Source organism: Clostridium sp. Marseille-Q7071 (assembly GCF_965112025.1).
The window spans coordinates 2,213,025-2,233,220 of sequence record NZ_CBCOPR010000001.1; the positions used below are offsets into that span (position 1 = coordinate 2,213,025).

Sequence of the window (20,196 nt, forward strand, 5' to 3'; positions counted from 1 at the left end):
AGATGCCTTAACTAATTAGGAGGAAGATTTTTAGTTATGTATAAATTATTAAAGAAAAGTGGAAATGTGAGAAGAGGGGAATTTACCACAGCTCATGGAGTGATTCAAACTCCTGTGTTTATGAATGTTGGCACACTTGCAGCTATTAAAGGTGCAGTATCATCAATGGATTTAAAAGAAATAGGATGCCAAGTTGAACTTTCAAATACATATCATCTACATTTGCGACCTAGTGATGAAGTGGTAAAAAAAATGGGCGGATTACATAAGTTTATGAATTGGGATAGGCCAATATTAACAGATTCAGGTGGATTTCAAGTTTTCTCATTATCAAGTATGAGAAAAATACAAGAAGAGGGAGTTTATTTTAACTCTCATATAGACGGTAAAAAAATATTTATGGGACCTGAAGAAAGTATGCAGATTCAAAGCAACTTAGCTTCAACTATAGCAATGGCCTTTGATGAATGCATTCCTAATCCATCTTCAAGAGAGTATGTTGAAAAATCCGTGGCAAGAACAACAAGATGGCTTGAAAGATGTAAAAAAGAAATGGATAGATTAAATTCCCTTCCAAATACTATAAATAAGCAACAAATGTTATTTGGAATAAATCAAGGTGGAGTTTATGAAGATATAAGAATAGAACATGCTAAAACTATTTCTAAAATGGATTTAGATGGCTATGCTATCGGAGGTCTTGCAGTAGGAGAAACCCATGAGGAAATGTATAGAATAATTGAGGCAGTTGTTCCACATCTTCCAGAAGATAAGCCGATTTATTTAATGGGAGTAGGACTTCCAAGTAATATTTTAGAAGCGGTTTCAAGGGGAGTAGATTTCTTTGATTGTGTGCTTCCAGCTAGAAATGGAAGACATGGACACGTATTCACTAAATATGGTAAAATAAATCTTATGAATGCAAAGTTTGAACTTGACGATAATCCAATAGATGAAGGGTGTCAATGTCCAGCATGTAAATCTTATACAAGAGCATACATAAGACACTTATTTAAAGCTAAGGAAATGCTTGCAATGAGACTTTGTGTATTACATAATTTATATTTCTATAACAAGCTTATGGAAGATATAAGAGCTGCTATTGATGGAGATTACTTTGAAGATTTTAAAAATGAAAAGTTATCTCAATGGGGTGGAAAAGCATAATATGCCAATGTTAAATTTTATTTAGATATAATATAAGGAACTGAAAGGAGGGAGATTATGCAACAATTAATTGGTTTATTACCTATAGTATTGATGTTGGGATTATTTTACATCATGGTTTTTATGCCAGAGAAGAAAAGAAGAAAAAAATATGAAGAAATGTTAACAAGTTTAAAGATGAATGATGAAATAATGACTAAAGGCGGAATAATGGGAAAAATTGTTAACATACAAGATGATCACATTATTTTAGAGAGTGGTCCTGATAGAGCTAGAATTAAAATAGCAAAACAAGGTATCAGTCATGTTGTAAAAGCATCAGAAGTAGCTTTAACTAAAGAAGATTAATGAATAATTTCTCCCATCTATTCATATGTATTAAATAGATGGGGGGTATTATAAATGTTAAAAAAAATAAAATATTCTTGTATAGGGCATGGAGTGTTACGAGCCTTTATTTTAACCATGTTTTGTTTAGTGATTTATTCACTAATTGCTAGTTTTATTTCTGTCAATACTGTGGTAACATCGGTATTTTTTGTGGTGTTAACAACATTAAGTATCCTTTATGGTACTATATATGCTACTATGAAAGCAGGCCATAATGGATGGTTAATGGGGATTTTAGTTGCTCTTTTTTACATGTTAGCGATTTTTATAGTTGGCATAATATGCGGTAGAGAGTTTGCTTTTGGCATAAAAGAATTTGTAAGATTAGCTTTAGCACTAATTGTTGGTGCCCTTTCTGGAATGATAGCTGTAAATCTATAAAATTTATATAGATATAAATAATTAGGATGGAGGAAATCACAATATGAAACACATCAAAACAGTAAACAAATCAAATATTAAAGAAAGCTTAAAGAAGCCAGGATGCAAAGAGTGTGCTAACTCTTGTCAATCAGCATGTAAAACTTCATGCACAGTAGCTAACTTAGCTTGTGAAAACTAATATTTAGAAAAGGCAGTAACTTAGGGTTACTGCTTTATATTTAGCTAGGAGGAAAAAAATGTCACTAATTCATAAATTTGTACAAGGTAATGATTATTATGTAATAGATGTAAATTCTGGAGCAGTACATGTAGTAGATGAACTAGTTTATGATTTACTCGATGAAAATAAATTGAGAAGTAAAGAAGAGTTAATTGAAGAGTTTAAAGAAAAATATTCTATAGAAGAGATTGAAGAAGTTTACAATGAACTTAAAGAACTTGTTAGCGAAGGTATATTATATTCATTAGATTTATACGAAAATATAGCGAAAAAAAGTGGACAAGGTCCATCTTATATAAAGGCTCTTTGCTTAAATATAATTCATGATTGCAACTTAAGATGTAAGTATTGTTTTGCAGATGAAGGTGAGTATCATGGATGTAGAAAAGCAATGTCACCTGAAGTTGGGAAAAAAGCGATAGATTTTGTTATAGCAAATTCAGGAAGTAGAAAAAATATAGAGATAGATTTATTTGGCGGAGAACCACTAATGGCTTTTGGTACCATTAAAGAAATAGTTGATTATGCTAGAGAACAAGAAAAAATCTATAATAAAAATATAAGATTTACAATGACAACTAATGCTACTTTACTAAATGATGAAAATATGAAATATTTAGATGAAAATATGGGTAACTTAGTTTTAAGTATTGATGGAAGAAAAGAAATCAACGATAAAGTAAGAATAAGAGTAGATGGTAGCGGATGCTATGATAGTATTCTACCTAAAATAAAAAAGATGGTGGATATGAGAGATAAATCTAAATCTTATTATGTAAGAGGAACTTTTACAAGAGAAAATACAGACTTCTTTGAGGATGTTAAACATATGGCTGATTTAGGCTTTGAAGAAATATCTATTGAACCTGTTGTTCTTCCAAACGAACATGAATTATCTCTAAGAAGTGAAGATCTGCCAATAATATTTGAACAATATGATAAATTATACGAGGATATGCTAAGAAGACATAAAGAGGGAAAAGGATTTAGATTTTATCATTTTAATATTGATCTTCAAGGCGGACCATGTGTTTATAAGAGAATTTCTGGCTGTGGTGCAGGTCATGAATATGTAGCTGTTACGCCAGATGGAGACATATATCCTTGTCATCAATTTGTTGGAAATGAAGATTATTTACTAGGAAATATTTATGATGGTATAAAAAATCAAAATTTAGTTCAGACTTTTAAGGATGCTCACATATATAATAAACCAACTTGTAAAAAGTGTTGGGCAAGATTCTATTGTAGTGGAGGATGTCAAGCAAATAACTTTAACTTCAATGGAGATATGCATAAACCTTATGAAGTAGGATGTGAAATGCAAAAGAAAAGAGTAGAGTGTGCCATTGCTTTAAAAACAAAACTTATGGAAGAGTAATGTAATCTTTGAAAACATTGACTATTATTTTTATAGGAGATATAATTTACCTTAGGCATCCTCAAAAAAATAATTGGTCAGTATGCTAGTCTATTTTGTGACATACTGCGTCGGTGCAACCTGCTCATAGCACTACTCTCAGCAGGTTATGTGTATTTGTATGACGCAAAATGTTCGTTGCATCTTTTCCTAGTTATTTTATTTTAGACGCCTTATAAAGGTAAAGATTAACTTAGATGGGAAAGGGGATAAACATGAAGAAAGGTAAAGGTAAAAGTAGTGCTTTATTTATTATTGCTATAGGTATAATAGCTTTTTTAGCTTATGCAGGTTACTTTGGACTGGAAGTCTTTGATTATAGAATTAAATCCTTTGGGTCAGCAATAAATAAAGGACTTGATTTACAAGGTGGTTCGTCTCTACTTATGGAAATAAAAGCAGATGAAGTTGATTCTAGTACAGTAGATAGAACTATAGAGTTAATTTCTAAGAGGGTTAATAAGCTAGGTGTTAGTGAAATAGCAGTAACCCGCGAAGGTGAAAAAAGAATAAGAATTGAAATACCAGGTCAATTCGATACTAAGGAAGTATTAAATACTGTTGGAAAAACTGGAGAGCTAAAGTTTGTAGGACCAGATAAGGAAGTAGTGCTTACAGGTAAAGATGTTAAAGATGCTGTAGCGCATTATGATCAAGAAGGTAAATCTGTAGTGGGACTTGAGCTTAATGATGAAGGAACTAAAAAATTTGCTGAAGCAACGGAAAAATTTATAGGTAAACAAATTGCTATTACTATGGATGAAGAGGTATTAACTAATCCTGTAGTTAATCAAGTTATAAGAGAAGGTAAGGCAGTTATCTCAGGAATGGCATCATTAGAAGAGGCTAAATCAATAGCAAATATAATAAAATCAGGAGCGTTACCAGTACCAGTAGAAGCAGTATCTGTTAAAACCGTAGGCCCAACTATTGGAATGGAAGCTTTAGGACTAAGCAAAAAAGCAGCAGTAGTTGGAATATTATTTGTAATGTTATTTATGATGCTTTATTATAGAGCACCAGGAGTAGTATGCTGTTTTGCAATAGTTTTATATGTAGTTTTACTTCTTATGGCTTTTGCTGTATTTAATGTTACTTTAACTTTATCAGGTATAGCAGGATTCCTACTTACGGTAGGTATGGCAGTTGATGCTAACGTACTTATATTTGAAAGAATTAAAGAAGAATTAAAAACAGGGAAGTCTATTAAAACCTCAGTAGAGTCAGGATTTGATAAAGCATTTTCATCTATATTAGACTCAAATATTACAACTATAATTGCTGCCGCATCATTGTACTTTGTAGGAACAGGAGCAGTTAAAGGTTTTGGTTTAACATTAATGATAGGTATAGTTATAAGTATATTTACAGCTCTTACTGTTACCAAGTTTTTATTAAGAAAAACTATTGAAATGGGACTTATTAGCAAACCTTCCCATTTTGGTGTGAAGAGGGGGTAGGAGTATGGTTAAGATAATAGAAAGAACAAAAGTATGGTTTACCATATCGCTTTTAGTTATTTTAATTGGAATGGGTTTTACTTTATTTAAAGGGTTAAACTTTGGTATAGATTTTAAAGGTGGTACCCTAATAAACATAAATATGAACAAACAGTTTGAAAAAGAAAAAGTAAATTCAATTTTAGATAAATATGCTAAGGATAAATATGCAACGAAAATTGCAAATGAGGGAAAAGAAATTGAAATAATAGTTCAAGCAGATGTTCTTAATGAAGAAAAGACCAATGAGTTAGTAAATGAAATTAAAAAGGAATTTTCATTAGATGATAGTGCCATTCTAGATAAAGAAACTATAGGAGGAACAATAGGTAAAGAGTTAAAAACAAAAACTTTGTTAGCATTAATTGTAGCTAACTTAGCAATGCTTGTTTATATAGGCATGAGATTTGAATTTAATTTTGCAGCTGCTGCAATAATAGCTGTAGTTCATGATGTTCTTGTTACTATAGGAGTATATGCAATTTTAGGTATTCCTGTAAACACACCTTTTATTGCTGCAATACTTACAATTGTAGGTTATTCTATAAATGATACTATAGTTATATTTGATAGAATAAGAGAAAATTCTAAGAAGATGAGAAAAGTTAGCGTGGATGAAATTGCTAATATAAGTATTAATCAGACTTTATCAAGGTCAATAAATACATCATTAACTACATTATTCACTATAACATCAGTTTATATATTTGTTCCAACTATAAGAGAGTTCTCATTTCCATTAATAGTTGGTATAGCAACAGGAGCTTATTCTTCAATTTTCATAGCAAGTCCTATTTGGGTTATGCTAAAAAAAAGAAAGATGTCTCCTGCTACTAAATAGTTTTTAAGAAAGAAAATAAAGTCAGAAAGAGAATTAAGAACATTCCATTTCTGACTTTTTTAATCTATGATAATGACAAATATGAATGTTATATAGATACATTACATTAAAAATAAGAGTATTTTAATTTATTGTATGAAAGAGGCTAAGGCATTTTAACTAATTGAAAATTGACAGTTGATAATTAATGATTAAATTAATTTTAGACAAATTAATTTCTGTAAAGATTTAGTTAAAAAGCATAACTTTTTAGTGCTTTATAAGAAAAAATATTTTTATTATATAAAAGAAAACAATAAAATTCATAAAATAAATCAGTTAAAAAATTCTTATGCTCTGCTGAGAATTTACCATAATTGTCAATTGTTCATAGTCAATTATCAATTTTATATTGATGTGAGTTTTAAATAATGCAATTATATAAATGCATGTATTAAATTTAGTGGCAGTATATCTATAGTTATAAATATATAAGTTTAATATTTTATAGTTGAAGTTATATATTTGTAACTATAAATCTTTATAAAAATGATGAATTTTTAATTACTTTTAGTTGTAATTTATAAAAGTTTAATTTAAGTTATTTTGAAAAAATAATTAGGAACTATGTTAGCTTATTTTATATCATAATTTATAGCAATTTTCACTAATTATTTTATTTCAAGCGGTTAAAACTTTGTTTTTCATGTTTTTTTGTAAAAAGGTTTGTAATATCAAGGATTTTAAATTATAATATATTTGTTTTCTATTATTTTGGAGGAGCATATTATGGACGAACACTACATTAGAAATACCTATAATCCACTATTACTTAAAGGTATGAAGAATGCTCTAAGAAGAATAATACAAGCTATAAATGAGAGAGAAAAGATAGTTGTTTATGGTTATTATGATTTTGATAGCATTACAGCTATATCTCTTTTAATTTTAGTTTTGAGATATCTTAATGCAGATGTGGAGTATTTTCAGCCTAACGAAGCTAGAGCAAATAGAAACTTAAATGATAATGACATACAAAATTACATAAAGTACTTAGGTGCAGACCTTATAATAACTGTAGGTTCAACTATAAACTCAGAAAAGGAAATAGCGCTTTGCAAGGAGTTAAATATAGATATTATTGTCACTGATTATCATAAAACTACAAATGATATGGAAGATATAATTGTAGTTAATCCTAATCAAAAGGGATGTAACTATCCTTTTAAAAATCTCTCTGCAGTAGGGGTTGCCTATAAGTTAGCACAAACTATATCCTCTTATTATAAAATGAGTTGTATAAATAAATATATAGATTTAGTAATGCTAGGAACTATATCTAAGGGTAGTCCTGTAGTGGGAGAAAATAGCTACATAATTGAGGAAGGTTTAAAACAATTATCTTACACTAATAATTATGGTATAAGAGCATTGTTAGATGATAATAATGTTAATAATATTGAAGAATTTATTAATAGCAATTTAACTATTGATATATTTCCTAAGTCAAACTCTATGGGGCGTATAGATAATGCAAAAATAGCTATAGAACTTTTTACTACTAATGATAGCTATAGAGCAAAACAAATTTCAAAGTATTTATATAATGAGATAAAAAGGACTAATAAAATAATTAATAAAAAAGAAATACAGATGAATTTGCAAATTGTATAATAAAAAATTAAATTAGGCTTAGGCAACTTAAAAGATAACTAGTCATCATAATAGTTAATTTATTTAAGAGGCCTTATTGCATAAATTATAGTTTTAAATATATAATAAACTGTATGATTAAATTACTTACTATAACGATGTTCGTGCAGAATATTATAGAGGGGGAATAACGATGGATTTAAAAGATAAAATAAGAGTTATTGATGGATTCCCAAAGGAAGGTATAAGCTTTAAGGATATTACAACTTTATTACAAGATGGAGAAGCTTTAAAATTAACTATAGATAAAATTGTAGAACACTTAAAGGATAAGAATATTGACTTAATTGTTGGTCCAGAAGCAAGAGGTTTTTTATTTGGAGTACCTGTAGCTTATGCCATGGGTATAGGATTTGTACCTATTAGGAAGCCGGGAAAATTACCATATGACACAATGAAGGTTGAATATGATTTAGAATATGGTACTGATTCATTAGAAATTCATAAGGATTCTATAAAGCCAGGACAAAGAGTTGCTATAGTTGATGACTTACTAGCAACAGGAGGAACGGTTTCAGCAGTAGCTAAGCTTGTTGAGGAAGTTGGAGGAGAAGTTGTATCACTAGACTTTGTTATTGAGCTTACTGATTTGAACGGAAGAGAAAAGATTGATAACTACGATATTATGTCTGTAGTACAATATAACCTATAATAAAATACATTGTTACTGCTAAATTACACAAAGCAAATTGCATAAATATAATGGTTATTATATAATATTATTATTAGTAAAAAATAGTGGCTGGTTGTGTAACCAGCCTTTAGTTTTAGGGGTGTAATCTCAATGCTAGAGAAATTATTAGATAAGATTGAAAATAATTGTCATAATGTAGATATAGAATTGGTTACAAAGGCTTTTAATCTTTCTGTAGAGGCTCATAAAAACCAAAAAAGGGAATCTGGTGAACCCTATATAATCCATCCAGTAGAAGTTTCATGTATATTAGCAGAGCTAGGATTAGATACATCTACTATAGTTGCTGGTCTTCTTCACGACGTAATTGAAGATACTGAATATACTTATGAGGATATATGCAATATTTTTAGTGTGGAGGTTGCAGACTTAGTTCAAGGAGTATCGAAACTTGGAAAAATTAAATATAAGACTAAAGAAGAACAGCAAGCGGATAATGTTAGAAAAATGTTACTTGCTATGGCTAAAGATATTAGAGTTATATTAATTAAGCTTGCAGATAGATTACATAATATGAGAACTTTAAAATATATGCCTGAAGCTAAGCAAAGAGAAAAGGCGAAAGAAACATTAGATATTTATGCACCACTAGCACATAGACTAGGTATATCTAAAATTAAGTGGGATCTAGAAGATTTAGCACTTAGATATTTAAATCCAACTGAATATTATGATTTAGTTAAATTAATTTCAGAAAAAAGAGCAGAAAGAGAAGAACAGATTGAACATATTATATCTAAATTAAAATCTAATTTAGATATGGTTGGAATTAAATCAGAAATAGAGGGAAGACCTAAACATTTTTATAGCATTTATAGAAAAATGATTACTAAAAATAAAACTATAGATCAGATATTTGATTTAACAGCAGTTAGAATATTAGTTGATGATATAGGTAACTGCTATGCTTCATTGGGGATTGTCCATACTATGTATAAGCCTATTCCTGGTAGATTTAAAGACTATATAGCTATGCCTAAGCCTAATATGTACCAATCCATACATACTACAGTAATTGGACCTTTTGGTAAACCTGTAGAAATTCAAATTAGAACATATGATATGCATAGAACTGCTGAGTATGGTATTGCTGCTCACTGGAAGTATAAAGAAGGAGTAGAGGGCAATAACGATTCCTTAGAATCCAGACTTTCTTGGCTTAGGGAGATGTTGGAATGGCAAGGAGAAACTGCAGATGCTGAAGAGTTTATGGAAGGGTTTAAAATAGATTTATTTTCTGATGAGGTTTTTGTGTTTACACCTAAAGGAGATGTTATAAGTCTTCCACATGACTCAACACCAATAGATTTTGCTTATAGTATACATACAGATATAGGTCATAAATGTACTGGAGCTAAAGTTAATGGTAAGATAGTTCAGCTTACATATAGCTTAAAGACTGGGGAAATAGTTGAAATTATAACTTCACCTAATTCTAAAGGTCCAAGTATTGACTGGATTAATATTGCAAAGAGTAACAGGGCTAAAAGTAAAATAAAGGTTTGGTTTAAAAAGTCAAGAAGAGATGAGAGTATTGAAAAAGGTAAGGAATACCTTGAAAGAGAAGCTAAAAAACAAGGTTTTATGGTAAATGAGCTAATAAAATCATCGGCATTAGAAAAAACTCTTAAAAGATATAATTTGAAAAATTTAGAAGATTTATATGCAACTTTAGGAGTGAATGAGATTCTTCCTAATAATATTGTGAATAAGCTTAAAGAGCCGCTTATTGAATCTAAAAAAGCTTTAACTCAAGAAGAAGAGAATAAGAGCATTGAAGAAAAAATAAATAAATATAATAATAAAAATTCAAACAAAAAACACAGTTCATCTCAAGTTCAAGTTAAAGGTGAAAGTAATCTTTTGATAAGATATGCTAAATGCTGTAATCCTGTACCGGGAGATGAGATTATAGGTTATATAACAAAAGGTAAGGGTGTTTCTGTTCATAGAAAAGATTGCAAAAATCTTATTGCACTTCAAAAAAGTGAGGATAATAAGATTGTAGAAGTAAGCTGGGGCAGTGAAAAAATTTCGGGTAGATATGTAACAGAGCTTCAAATTAAGGCTGAAGATAGATTTGGCATATTGACAGAGGCTATTAACTTGCTAAATGAAGTTAAAACTTCAATAAATTCAGTAAATGCTAAGGCTACTAGAACTGGAGAAGTAATAATAAATATTAAAATTTCTATTACAAGTGCAGAACAATTAGTAGAAATTCAAAAAAAGATAAGACGTCTTAATGGAGTTTACGATGTCTATAGAATTAAAAATTAATTGAGGAGATGGATAGGTTATGAGAGCGGTTGTTCAAAGGGTGAAGGCGTCAAGGGTTGAAGTTGAAAATAAAGTGATTGGACAAATTGATCGAGGATTGAATGTACTAATAGGTGTTAGTAAAGAAGATACAAAGGAAGATATAGAGTATATAGTTCGTAAAGTCTTAGGAATGAGAATATTTGAAGATGAAAACGATAAGATGAATTTTTCAGTAGAAGATATAGGCGGCAGTATTTTATTAATATCTCAATTTACTTTATATGGAGATTGTAGAAAAGGAAAAAGACCAGACTTTATGAAATCGCAAGGTGGAGAAATTGCAGAACAAATGTACAATGAGCTTGTTTCTGAATTTAAAAAGCAACTAGGTGAAGATAAAGTCCAAACAGGAGAATTTGGAGCAGATATGCAGGTTTATATTCAAAATGATGGGCCCGTAACATTATTACTGGAAAGTAAAAAAGATTTCTAGAGGTGAAAAATATGGTTATAAGAAGAGTTGTGGCAGGGATTTATGGCGCTAATTGCTATATAATCATGGATGAGGATACTAAGGAAGCAGTAGTCCTAGATCCTGGTGGAGATGTTGATGATATAGAAAAAGCTATAATTAGTTTAGGTGCAGAAGTTAAATATATACTTTTAACTCATGGACATCTAGATCATACTGGTGGTGTTGATGAACTTCATAACATTTTTAATAGTAAAGTGGGCATAAGTGAAAAAGATCATATTTTAATGGAAAGAGGTACTTATGTTTATGGAGCAGAAATTGCTGCTGGAATAAGTTTGTTTTTAAAGGAAAAAGACCAAATTAAATGTGGAAACTTTATAGTAGAGTGTATTGAAACCCCAGGTCATACTCCAGGTGGACTTTGCTTTAAAATAGATAATAATCTTTTCACTGGTGATACGTTATTTACTGGTTCAATAGGTAGAACAGATTTAGTTGGTGGAGATTATGAAACATTAATGGAGTCTATAAAGAGAAAAATAATGATTTTACCTGAGAGTATCGTAGTTTATCCTGGACATGGACCAAGTTCCACATTAGCAAAGGAAAAGCTTATGAATCCTTTTATTAAAGGATAGAGGTTTTATAAAGGATTTGATAAAATTGTATAAAGTAGACAAAGTAATTAAAGTAAAGTTAAATAATTTAGACTTTAGATATGATGTTTTTCAAATGATAAATTTATTTTATCCCTTTAGTGATATAGAATTTGTTAATGAGAATCCTTATATTGAAATTAAAGTTGATGACGAATCAATAGATATAAAGTGTAATGATAAGATAAAAGTATTGAAAGTAAATAAAGAATATAAATTAAAAGAAGAGTTAAGAAAGGCAGTATTTAGAGTTTTAAGTGAAGAAACAGGTAAAGTACTGCCTTGGGGAACTTTAGTTGGAATAAGGCCTTCTAAAAAAGCCTTAGAGCTTTTAGGAAAAGGATATAGTGAGGAAGAAATAACAAGAGACTTTCAAAATAGACATTTAACCTCAGAAGAGAAAGCTAAGTTATGTATAGATGTAGCTAAATGGGAGAGAGATATAGTAAATAAGGATGAGAAGGTAATAAGTATTTATATAGGTATGCCATTTTGTCCAACAAGATGTGCATACTGTTCTTTTACATCGAATCCAATAGGAATATGTAAAGATATAGTAAAGCCATATTTAAAATCTCTTTATTTGGAGATAGAAGCATTAAGCAATTATATTAAAGAAAAAAAATTAAAAATAGAATGTGTTTATTTTGGAGGAGGTACACCTACTTCAGTAAATGATGAAGACTTTGAAGAAACTATGAAGCATATTTATAGTGGTTTTGTTGATGGTAGAAACATTAAGGAGTTTACTGTAGAATGCGGAAGACCAGATAGTATAACTGAAAATAAGCTTTTATCTATGAAAAAGTATGGAGTTCAAAGAATTAGTATTAACCCTCAAAGTATGAATGATAATACCTTAAAGTTAATAGGAAGAAATCATGATGTGTCTTCAGTAATTGAAAAATTTAATTTAGCAGTAGATTTAGGTTTTGATAATATTAATATGGACATGATTGTAGGGCTTCCAGGGGAAAATATACTTAATATAGAGAAAACCTGTGATGAGATATTTAAGCTAAAACCTCATAGTATTACCATACATGGAATGTCTATCAAAAGGGCGTCTAAACTTTATGAAAATATGATTATTAATAAAAGTTTTGAAATTCCAGAGCAAGATGAATTGAATGCTATGTATAAAAGGACAGTTAAGCTTTCCAAAGAACTTAATATGAAACCCTATTATATGTATAGACAAAAAAATATGGTTGGAAACATGGAAAATGTAGGATATGCACTAGAGGGTAAAGAAGGTATTTATAACATACAGATGATAGAAGAAAAACAAACTATAATAGCACTAGGTGCAGATGCAGTTTCTAAAATAGTTTTCTTAGATGAAAACAGAATTGAAAGATTTGGAAATGTTAAAGATGTAAGGGAATATATAAAAAGAATTGATGAGATGATAGAAAAAAAGATAGAGCTTTTAAACTCTATATATAAATAATAAAGGAGGGTGAATATGGATTTAAAAGCGCCAAAGGGTACTAAGGATTTATTACCAAATGAAGTTTATAAGTGGCATTATATAGAAAATTTAATGAGGAATATAGCTTCAAATTATGGTTGTAGAGAAATAAGAACTCCTATGTTTGAAAACACTGAACTTTTTAAAAGAGGTGTTGGTGAAACTACTGACATAGTTCAAAAGGAGATGTATACTTTTGAAGATAAAGGTGGTAGAAGTATTACTTTAAAACCAGAAGGTACAGCACCAACAGTTAGAGCTTTTGTAGAAAATTCATTATACAGTGATACACAACCTACAAAGATGTTTTATTTTACTCCAGCTTTTAGATATGAAAAAATGCAAAAGGGAAGACTTAGAGAACATCATCAATTTGGAGTAGAAGTTTTTGGAGCAAAAGAAGCTTCTGTAGATGCTGAAATAATAAGTATAATAATGGATGTTTATAAGCATTTTGGAATAACTGGGTTAGAACTTAACATAAATAGTTTAGGATGCCCGGAATGTAGGAAAAAGTATAATGAAGCTTTAAAGATGTTCCTAGAAGAAAAGAAAGAAGAGCTTTGTACAACTTGTAATACAAGGCTAGAAAAAAATCCACTTAGAATATTAGATTGCAAAGTTGATAAATGTAAAGAAGTAGTATCAGATGCACCTATTATATTAGACTTTATCTGTGAAGAGTGTAGTGAGCATTTTAAAAGATTAAAAAATTATTTAACTGCTATGGGTATAGAATATAAAGTTAATCCTCAAGTAGTTAGAGGCTTAGATTACTATAGTAAGACAATATTTGAAGTTATGGACAATGGATTTACCCTTTGTGGTGGAGGAAGATACGACTATTTAATAAGTGAAGTTGGTGGGCCTGAGATGCCTGCAGTAGGATTTGGTATGGGAATTGAAAGATTACTTTTAACTCTTGAAGAAAAGGGAATTGAAATTCCAAAACCAAATTATATGGATGTTTACATAGGTTCTATGGGTGATGAAGGAAAATTAGAAGCAGTGAGATTAATTCATAAGTTAAGACAACAGGGATTAAAGTGTGACTGTGATCATCTTGAAAGAAGTGTTAAAGCACAAATGAAATATGCCAATAAAATAACTGCTAATTTTACAGCAATATTAGGTGAAGATGAAATCAAAAATAGAAGCTTCAGATTAAAAAACATGAGTGATGGTGCACAATTTGAAGTTAGTTTAGATAAAATAGAAGAGATAATTAATATCGTAAATAATAATTAAAATTTATGGGAGGAATGGACATGGGAGAATCACTAAACGGACTTAAAAGAACCATTATGTGCGGTGAGCTTAGAGAAGAACATATATCTAATGAAGTGACTGTAATGGGTTGGGTTCAAAGAAAAAGAAATTTAGGTGGTCTAGTTTTTATAGATTTAAGAGATAGAACTGGGCTTTTACAAGTAGTATTTGGAGAAGAAATAAATAAAGAAGCTTTTGAGAAGGCAGACCTTGCGAAATCTGAGTATTGTATTGCTGTAAGTGGAAAAATAGTAAAAAGAGAATCGCCAAACTCAAATTTGCCAACAGGAATGATAGAGCTTAAGGGAGAAAGTATTAAAATATTATCTGAGTCAGAAACACCACCAATATATATAAAAGAAGATTTAGATGCTTCAGAAAATATAAGATTAAAATATAGATATTTAGATCTTAGAAGACCTGATATGCAAAAAATATTTATGATAAGACATAAAACAACTAAGATTGTTAGAGACTATTTAGATGAAAAGGGATTTCTAGAAATGGAAACTCCAATGTTAACTAAGAGTACACCAGAAGGGGCTAGAGATTATTTAGTTCCAAGTAGAAATTATCCAGGAATGTTCTATGCATTGCCACAATCACCTCAAATATTTAAGCAATTACTAATGGTATCAGGCTATGATAAGTACTTCCAAATAGTAAAATGCTTTAGAGATGAAGATTTAAGAGCAAATAGACAACCAGAATTTACACAAATAGACCTTGAAATGTCTTTTGTTGAAATGAATGATGTCATTGCACTTAATGAAGGATTAATTAAAAGAGTATTTAAAGAAATTAAAAACGTAGATGTTTCACTTCCAATAAAGAGAATGCCATATAGTGAAGCTATGGAAAAGTATGGTTCTGATAAGCCAGATTTAAGATTTGGTATGGAAATAAAGAATATTACAGAAACTGTTAAAAATACTGAATTTGCTGTGTTTAAAAATGCTATAGAAAATGGCGGATCGGTAAGAGCTATAACTGTTAAAAATTCAGCAGATATGGGAAGAAAAAAAATTGATAAACTAGGTGAATTTGTTAAAACTTATAAAGCTAAAGGACTTGCATGGATAGCTTATAAAGAAGAAGAAATAAAATCTCCAATAGCTAAATTCTTTAGTGAAGAAGAAATGAAAGCTATATTGGATAAAGCAGAAGCTACAGTAGGAGATTTAGTACTGATAGTAGCAGATGTAGATAGTGTAGTACTACAATCTTTAGGAGCACTAAGACTTGAGCTTGCAAAAGAACTTGAATTACTAAAGGATAATAAGGAATTTAACTTTGTATGGATAACGGAGTTCCCTCTTGTTGAATACGATGAGGAAGAAGGAAGATATGTAGCTCTTCATCATCCATTTACATCACCTATGGATGAAGATATAGAACTTTTAGAAACTAATCCATCAAAGGTAAGAGCAAAAGCTTACGATATAGTTCTAAATGGAGAAGAATTAGGTGGAGGAAGCATAAGAATACATGATTCTAGTCTACAAGAAAAAATGTTTAGTCTTTTAGGATTTTCTAAGGAAAGTGCTTGGGAGAGATTTGGATTTTTATTAGAGGCATTTAAATATGGACCACCTCCACATGGTGGACTCGCTTATGGCCTTGATAGAATGGTTATGTTCTTAGCAGAAACTGATAATATTAAAGACGTAATTACTTTCCCTAAAAATCAAAATGCTTATTGCCCAATGAGCGAAGCACCAAATGTAGTTGATAAAAAACAATTAGATGAGTTGTCCTTAGCTACAAATGCAAGAAAAGAAGAGTAATTATTAACTATTTCCATGATAGTTAAGCTTAGAGGTAAAATAACAATATAAAATATTATTAAATTTAACTTAGAACTATTTGAAAAATTTAAAAATATGTTTTATAATATAGATACAAAGTAAAAAATATTTAATTTTTCTCCTGCTGTGTGCGTTGAATAGGTCTATGTTGAGCCAACATTGATACAATAGGAACTTAACTCTTCATGTGGAGTGTTGACTAGAGCACGACTCGGGTACCAGAAGCAATGAAGGAGATTTCCGCCCGTGGGAGAACGGGTTCAAATATACCTTGGAAACGGCATGGTGGGGATTAATTAATAAGAATTTAAAAGGTTGCAATTATTGCAACCTTTTTTAATAAAAGTTTTTATAGATTCTTATTATTGGAGGTGTAAAAATGAGTGATGTAATTGATTTTAATGAATTAAAGAATAGAGCAAGTGATAAGGATTTAGATAAGTTCGAACAATATATTTATGGATTATATTACTCTATGGCTCAAGGTGATTTAAACATAATGGAATTTACTAAGAGTCTTAGAGAATATATGGAAAAGAATAATGTATCTGAAGAAAAGCTTATGAATATACAAAAAAAACTTATGGAAAGATATGGTTTAGATGTATCAGATTTAGAAAATCAAATGAAATCCTTTGGTGTTGATATGAATGGTTTAGGCTTAGGAAACTTAAATAAGGATTATGAAGATATAAGAAAAACTGTAAGCTTTCATGAAAAATATAAAGACAAGATAGCTCTTAGCCAAGTAACTATATATAAAATTCATAATGACTTAAACACATTAGATATCATTCTTCAGGAAGAAAAAGTAATATTAAAAAGTCCCAAGAATATAAACTTAAAAGATAATGAGTTAAATGAATTTTTATGTTCTTACAAAAAAGTCATTAAAGAAAAAAGTTTAAAAATATCACTTTGCCAAAATGTTTCAGAATATGATTATTAAAGCTTATGACATATATAGATATACCAGTTCTAAAATATAATATATATGAAAATAATTAACGCTTTTTAATATTGTAATTAGAACTTTGAATTCACAACTTTTTCAATTCACAATTCACAATGCAAAATTCACAATTTTGGATATTTCTCAGCAGAAGCTGAGAAATTTAGAATTGATTTATTTTTGAAGTTACTGCATAACCTCTTATAAAAAAACTAGCAAGTGTATTGCTAGTCAAAAATCTATTAAAGAAATTAGTTTAATCAAAACTAATTTCAACCTTAATTGTGAATTACGAATTTTGAATTGTGTATTATTTTAAGTTGTAAATTGGGATACTCAAGGGTGTAGCTATATTAGCTATACATTAACTTTCTAGGTAGTTTATCTAGAATTTATTAAGTATTAAGCTACTATATTGTAAATTGACTAAAAAATTTAAATTAAAAAACTATGGCACTAAGTCATAGTTTTTTTAAGATTTTTTTCTTTTTTTCTTCTTTGCAGACAATGCAATTATAACTCTACTTATAGTTGATACAAACATTACTGCTACTGCTATAGATCCTGCATTAAATAGAGTTTGAATTCCTTTTGTTAAAGAAGCATTATAGTCTCCTTTAACTGCTTCAAATATGGTATAATACATACCACTACCAGGTACAAGAGGTATTAAAGCACATATTAAATATAAGGTAACGGGGTTTTTAAATACACGAGCACAAATTTCAGAATGTATGCTAAGTGATATTGTGCCGATAAATAATGCTATGACTTCAGAACTAGTAAGTGAGAGAATTTGAGTATAAAAAAACCACCCAATTCCACCGCCAAGAGATGCAAAAAATAGATCTTTACCTCTAACATTAAATAGTATTCCAAAACCTAAAGAACTCATAAAGGCATAGAAATATGCTAACATTATAATGCACCTCCTAAAATATAGAGCCATATTTTAAAGCCTATTGTTGTACCTATTGCAATACCAGCAGCTATCATTAATGCTTCTACAGAACGAGAAATACCAGATAATAAATCTCCAGCTAAGGTATCTCTTATTGCATTAGTAATTACAAGTCCTGGTACCAAAAGCATTATAGAGCCTATAATTATGGTATCTACATTAAAACTAGGATAAAAGTGTGATATTACTATAGCTACAGAAGCAGCTAATAGTCCTCCACAAACATTGGAAAAAAAGCTATTAACTTGGTATTTATTAAATAATCTAATAATTAAACTAATTACTATTCCTATAAATACAGATACTACGAAATCTCTAAGTGCTCCACCAAATAATAGTGTAAAAAAACCTGCACTGAGTCCTGACATAAATGTGGTCATTTCATCACTATATCTAGGAATTGTATCTATATACTTAAGTTCACTTCTAATATCATCCATGGAAAGTGCTTTAGTATAAACACTTCTAGATAGATCATTTACTAGGGAGACCTTTTTTAAATTAACTGTTCTATATTTTATTCTTCTAACTACTGTGATCGTTTCTGAATTTTCATTAAGTATAGATATTACTATAATTGTTGGAGTAACAAAATTTTCTACAGTTTTGATATTATAGGCTTCACAAATTTTAGAGATTGTTTCTTCTACTCTATAAGTCTCTCCACCATTCTCAAGTATTATTTTCCCTGCATCTGCAGCAATATGAACTATATTATCAGTATACATAGCTACTCCTTTCTAACCAAAAATTTCTCAGCCTTTCATATTATATATCAAATTAAATAAAATTCAATACAAAGCAGAATTGTTTGAAAATTTTAATTATAACTAATATAACCTAAATTCTTATAAAGGAGAACCTTAGGCTAAATAAGGATTAAACAGTTATTATAAATTTAAAATAATTAAAATTTAATAATGCTGTTGAAATTGGTTTTAATTAAGGAAATTTCTTTAATTAATTGTTTACTATTAATGTATTGCTAGTACTTTATAAGAAGTGACTGCATCTTTCAAATAATAAATCAATTGAGAACTTCTCTTATAAAAGATAAGTATAAACGGATTGCCCCCCCAAAAGTGGACTCTAAATGCTAATTACTAGATTATCCTTAAAATTACTATTTGTTAGATTATAGAATTCATTTGGAGTCCTATAACCAATTGAAGAATGTATTCTTTTAAAATTATAATTATTCACATATTTTTCGATAGTATCACTTGCATCCTCTAAGTCTTTAAACAGCCTGCCGGCAAGGCATTCTTGTTGTAAATATCTATGATATGACTCTATGTGAGCATTATAATTAGGACTATGAACAGGTATTCTTTCATGTGTAATATTCTCTTGAACACATAGCTTTTCAAATTTACTAGCTATAAATTGTGATCCATTGTCCGTACGAACTATTAATTCCGAAGTTTTTCCTTTGATACCTCTATTATAAAGTGCTTTTATTACTACAATTTTAGCCTGTTCTGCATTTGGAGAAAGTGACAAATCATATGCTAATATACTTCTATCAAATACATCTATAATAGATGTTAAATAGGCTATTTGCCTTGTTTCAGCTATATAAACATATTTCATATCCATTTCCCAAAACTGATTTGAGTCTGTAATTACGTGATTTTTGCACACTTTAGAGTATCTCTTAATGCCTGTTTTTTTCTTGTTTAATAGACTCATACTCTTCATTAGTCTATAAACTTTCTTCTTATTAATTTTTAGTTTATATTTACTTTTTAAAACTACTCTTACCTTTCTATATCCATAAAACTGTCCTACTTCATCCTTTTTTATTTCCATTATATATTTTTGAATTTCTAAATCAGAAATTTTTTCACCATGTACATTTAAACTATATCCTGGAATGTTTCCTTCGGATTTGTTTAAAGGTTTATTTCCACTTTTAATTAATAATTGGTGTTTATAATAAGTAGATTTCTTTAAACCTAATATTCGTAATATAGTTTTAGTAGGTGCACCTGTAGAAATCCATTCGGATGCATAAGAATGCAACTCAAAT

19 protein-coding genes and 1 other RNA gene are annotated in these 20,196 nt (G+C 29.5%); 17 read left to right on the plus strand and 3 right to left on the minus strand.

Annotated elements, in window-relative coordinates; translation table 11 throughout:
• Positions 1-36: 36 nt before the first annotated feature.
• The 17 genes from tgt to ACWPW7_RS10430 all read left to right on the plus strand — a co-directional run bounded on the left by tgt (position 37) and on the right by ACWPW7_RS10430 (position 17,200).
• On the plus strand, positions 37-1,167 hold the full coding sequence (tgt, locus tag ACWPW7_RS10350) for a tRNA guanosine(34) transglycosylase Tgt (RefSeq protein WP_454053454.1): 1,131 nt from the start codon (positions 37-39) through the stop codon (positions 1,165-1,167).
• 57 nt (positions 1,168-1,224) lie between these two features.
• Positions 1,225-1,515 (plus strand): preprotein translocase subunit YajC, encoded by a 291-nt coding sequence (gene yajC / locus ACWPW7_RS10355; protein WP_454053455.1) that lies wholly within the window; start codon positions 1,225-1,227, stop codon positions 1,513-1,515.
• Between the two features lie 54 nt (positions 1,516-1,569).
• On the plus strand, positions 1,570-1,938 hold the full coding sequence (locus tag ACWPW7_RS10360; protein WP_454053456.1) for a TIGR04086 family membrane protein: 369 nt from the start codon (positions 1,570-1,572) through the stop codon (positions 1,936-1,938).
• Positions 1,939-1,981: 43 nt separating this feature from the next.
• Positions 1,982-2,119 (plus strand): six-cysteine ranthipeptide SCIFF, encoded by a 138-nt coding sequence (scfA, locus tag ACWPW7_RS10365; protein ID WP_010292964.1) that lies wholly within the window; start codon positions 1,982-1,984, stop codon positions 2,117-2,119.
• Positions 2,120-2,177: 58 nt separating this feature from the next.
• Complete coding sequence (gene scfB / locus ACWPW7_RS10370) at positions 2,178-3,542, plus strand: thioether cross-link-forming SCIFF peptide maturase (protein WP_454053457.1); 1,365 nt, start codon at positions 2,178-2,180, stop codon at positions 3,540-3,542.
• A gap of 236 nt (positions 3,543-3,778) precedes the next feature.
• Entirely contained in the window at positions 3,779-5,041 is a 1,263-nt protein-coding gene (gene secD / locus ACWPW7_RS10375; protein WP_454053458.1) for a protein translocase subunit SecD, read from the plus strand.
• 4 nt (positions 5,042-5,045) lie between these two features.
• Positions 5,046-5,921 (plus strand): protein translocase subunit SecF, encoded by an 876-nt coding sequence (gene secF, locus ACWPW7_RS10380; protein WP_454053459.1) that lies wholly within the window; start codon positions 5,046-5,048, stop codon positions 5,919-5,921.
• 768 nt (positions 5,922-6,689) lie between these two features.
• Positions 6,690-7,574 (plus strand): DHH family phosphoesterase, encoded by an 885-nt coding sequence (locus ACWPW7_RS10385; protein ID WP_454053460.1) that lies wholly within the window; start codon positions 6,690-6,692, stop codon positions 7,572-7,574.
• Between the two features lie 172 nt (positions 7,575-7,746).
• A complete protein-coding gene (locus ACWPW7_RS10390) occupies positions 7,747-8,265 on the plus strand; it encodes an adenine phosphoribosyltransferase (RefSeq protein ID WP_454053461.1) in 519 nt (172 codons plus the stop codon).
• A 132-nt stretch (positions 8,266-8,397) separates the two neighbouring features.
• Positions 8,398-10,587 (plus strand): RelA/SpoT family protein, encoded by a 2,190-nt coding sequence (locus ACWPW7_RS10395; protein WP_454053462.1) that lies wholly within the window; start codon positions 8,398-8,400, stop codon positions 10,585-10,587.
• Positions 10,588-10,606: 19 nt separating this feature from the next.
• Positions 10,607-11,062 (plus strand): D-aminoacyl-tRNA deacylase, encoded by a 456-nt coding sequence (dtd, locus tag ACWPW7_RS10400; RefSeq protein WP_454053463.1) that lies wholly within the window; start codon positions 10,607-10,609, stop codon positions 11,060-11,062.
• 11 nt (positions 11,063-11,073) lie between these two features.
• On the plus strand, positions 11,074-11,682 hold the full coding sequence (locus tag ACWPW7_RS10405; RefSeq protein ID WP_454053464.1) for an MBL fold metallo-hydrolase: 609 nt from the start codon (positions 11,074-11,076) through the stop codon (positions 11,680-11,682).
• 94 nt (positions 11,683-11,776) lie between these two features.
• The gene (locus ACWPW7_RS10410; RefSeq protein ID WP_454055493.1) at positions 11,777-13,153 is read left to right on the plus strand and encodes a coproporphyrinogen III oxidase; all 1,377 of its coding nucleotides are present in this window, start codon (positions 11,777-11,779) and stop codon (positions 13,151-13,153) included.
• A 15-nt stretch (positions 13,154-13,168) separates the two neighbouring features.
• Positions 13,169-14,422, plus strand: coding sequence for a histidine--tRNA ligase (gene hisS, locus ACWPW7_RS10415; RefSeq protein ID WP_454053465.1), 1,254 nt, complete (start codon positions 13,169-13,171; stop codon positions 14,420-14,422).
• A gap of 20 nt (positions 14,423-14,442) precedes the next feature.
• The gene (aspS, locus tag ACWPW7_RS10420; protein ID WP_454053466.1) at positions 14,443-16,230 is read left to right on the plus strand and encodes an aspartate--tRNA ligase; all 1,788 of its coding nucleotides are present in this window, start codon (positions 14,443-14,445) and stop codon (positions 16,228-16,230) included.
• Between the two features lie 136 nt (positions 16,231-16,366).
• Positions 16,367-16,547, plus strand: a non-coding RNA gene (gene ssrS, locus ACWPW7_RS10425) — 6S RNA.
• A gap of 83 nt (positions 16,548-16,630) precedes the next feature.
• Positions 16,631-17,200, plus strand: coding sequence for a DUF3867 domain-containing protein (locus tag ACWPW7_RS10430; protein WP_454053467.1), 570 nt, complete (start codon positions 16,631-16,633; stop codon positions 17,198-17,200).
• Positions 17,201-17,675: 475 nt separating this feature from the next.
• On the opposite strand, the gene ACWPW7_RS10435 is transcribed toward ACWPW7_RS10430, so the two are convergent.
• The 3 genes from ACWPW7_RS10435 to ACWPW7_RS10445 all read right to left on the minus strand — a co-directional run bounded on the left by ACWPW7_RS10435 (position 17,676) and on the right by ACWPW7_RS10445 (position 20,189).
• Complete coding sequence (locus ACWPW7_RS10435; RefSeq protein ID WP_291568131.1) at positions 17,676-18,122, minus strand: threonine/serine exporter family protein; 447 nt, start codon at positions 18,120-18,122, stop codon at positions 17,676-17,678.
• Positions 18,122-18,892: a threonine/serine exporter family protein gene (locus ACWPW7_RS10440; protein WP_291568132.1), complete on the minus strand. Its 771-nt coding sequence runs from the start codon at positions 18,890-18,892 to the stop codon at positions 18,122-18,124. Before ACWPW7_RS10440 ends, ACWPW7_RS10435 begins: the two co-directional genes overlap by 1 nt.
• Before the next feature lie 361 nt (positions 18,893-19,253).
• On the minus strand, positions 19,254-20,189 hold the full coding sequence (locus ACWPW7_RS10445) for an IS3 family transposase (RefSeq protein WP_454052549.1): 936 nt from the start codon (positions 20,187-20,189) through the stop codon (positions 19,254-19,256).
• Positions 20,190-20,196: the final 7 nt, after the last annotated feature.

Coding starts and splice junctions, on each gene's coding strand:
- ACWPW7_RS10410 (WP_454055493.1), top strand. CDS start 11,777: ATGATAAATTTATTTTATCCCTTTAGTGATATAGAATTTGTTAATGAG.
- scfB (WP_454053457.1), top strand. CDS start 2,178: ATGTCACTAATTCATAAATTTGTACAAGGTAATGATTATTATGTAATA.
- ACWPW7_RS10440 (WP_291568132.1), bottom strand. CDS start 18,892: ATGTATACTGATAATATAGTTCATATTGCTGCAGATGCAGGGAAAATA.
- dtd (WP_454053463.1), top strand. CDS start 10,607: ATGAGAGCGGTTGTTCAAAGGGTGAAGGCGTCAAGGGTTGAAGTTGAA.
- yajC (WP_454053455.1), top strand. CDS start 1,225: ATGCAACAATTAATTGGTTTATTACCTATAGTATTGATGTTGGGATTA.
- ACWPW7_RS10385 (WP_454053460.1), top strand. CDS start 6,690: ATGGACGAACACTACATTAGAAATACCTATAATCCACTATTACTTAAA.
- ACWPW7_RS10395 (WP_454053462.1), top strand. CDS start 8,398: ATGCTAGAGAAATTATTAGATAAGATTGAAAATAATTGTCATAATGTA.
- hisS (WP_454053465.1), top strand. CDS start 13,169: ATGGATTTAAAAGCGCCAAAGGGTACTAAGGATTTATTACCAAATGAA.
- ACWPW7_RS10430 (WP_454053467.1), top strand. CDS start 16,631: ATGAGTGATGTAATTGATTTTAATGAATTAAAGAATAGAGCAAGTGAT.
- scfA (WP_010292964.1), top strand. CDS start 1,982: ATGAAACACATCAAAACAGTAAACAAATCAAATATTAAAGAAAGCTTA.
- tgt (WP_454053454.1), top strand. CDS start 37: ATGTATAAATTATTAAAGAAAAGTGGAAATGTGAGAAGAGGGGAATTT.
- secF (WP_454053459.1), top strand. CDS start 5,046: ATGGTTAAGATAATAGAAAGAACAAAAGTATGGTTTACCATATCGCTT.
- ACWPW7_RS10360 (WP_454053456.1), top strand. CDS start 1,570: ATGTTAAAAAAAATAAAATATTCTTGTATAGGGCATGGAGTGTTACGA.
- aspS (WP_454053466.1), top strand. CDS start 14,443: ATGGGAGAATCACTAAACGGACTTAAAAGAACCATTATGTGCGGTGAG.
- ACWPW7_RS10405 (WP_454053464.1), top strand. CDS start 11,074: ATGGTTATAAGAAGAGTTGTGGCAGGGATTTATGGCGCTAATTGCTAT.
- secD (WP_454053458.1), top strand. CDS start 3,779: ATGGGAAAGGGGATAAACATGAAGAAAGGTAAAGGTAAAAGTAGTGCT.
- ACWPW7_RS10390 (WP_454053461.1), top strand. CDS start 7,747: ATGGATTTAAAAGATAAAATAAGAGTTATTGATGGATTCCCAAAGGAA.
- ACWPW7_RS10435 (WP_291568131.1), bottom strand. CDS start 18,122: ATGTTAGCATATTTCTATGCCTTTATGAGTTCTTTAGGTTTTGGAATA.